We start from the raw sequence: 625 nt of genomic DNA on the forward strand, positions 1-625 counted from the left end.
GATGCAGCGGGCGATCTGGTCAGTGTGACCGACCAGTATGGGCAAACCGCGCGCAGCTTCCGCTATCAGCATCACCTGCTGACCAGCCATAGCCGGTATGGCGAAATCCAGGCCGAATACGACTATCAGGGCGATCAGGCGGGTAGCCGGGTCAGCCAGCAAAGGCAGCCCGACGGGACTCGCTACGACTATGCCTATTATCCCGACCGCACTGAAGTGACCGATCAGCTTGGTCGCAAGCAGGTCTACACCTTTGCGGGCGAGGCTGGCCTGCAGCGACTGACCGCGTTGCAGCGCCCTGATGGCAGCCGCTGGACCTATCGCCATGACCAGGCGGGTCGCCGGATTGGCGAGATCGACCCGCTGGGCCGAGCCCGCTGGACCCGCCAGGGCGGTGAAGGCAAAGTCAGCGGTGCCACCACTCCCGATGGCCAGTCGCTGAGCCTGGAATGGGACAAGGAGCGGCCCTTGCTGCGGGCAGTGCGCGGACCGGATCAGGCGGAATGGCGTTATGACTACGACGAACGCGGTCGCCTGATCGCTGAGACCGATCCCCTTGGCGCCATCACTCGCCTGGATTACGAAGGCAGCGGCCCGCCCGACCGGCCAAGCCGCGTGGCAGACG

1 pseudogene is annotated in these 625 nt (G+C 65.4%); it reads left to right on the forward strand.

Annotation, left to right across the window (positions count from 1 at the left end):
* Window positions 1–625 (forward strand): annotated as a pseudogene (locus tag PZA18_RS24085) (RHS repeat protein); the annotation flags it as partial.

This window comes from Parachitinimonas caeni (genome assembly GCF_030129945.1).
Lineage (GTDB): Bacteria > Pseudomonadota > Gammaproteobacteria > Burkholderiales > Chitinimonadaceae > Parachitinimonas > Parachitinimonas caeni.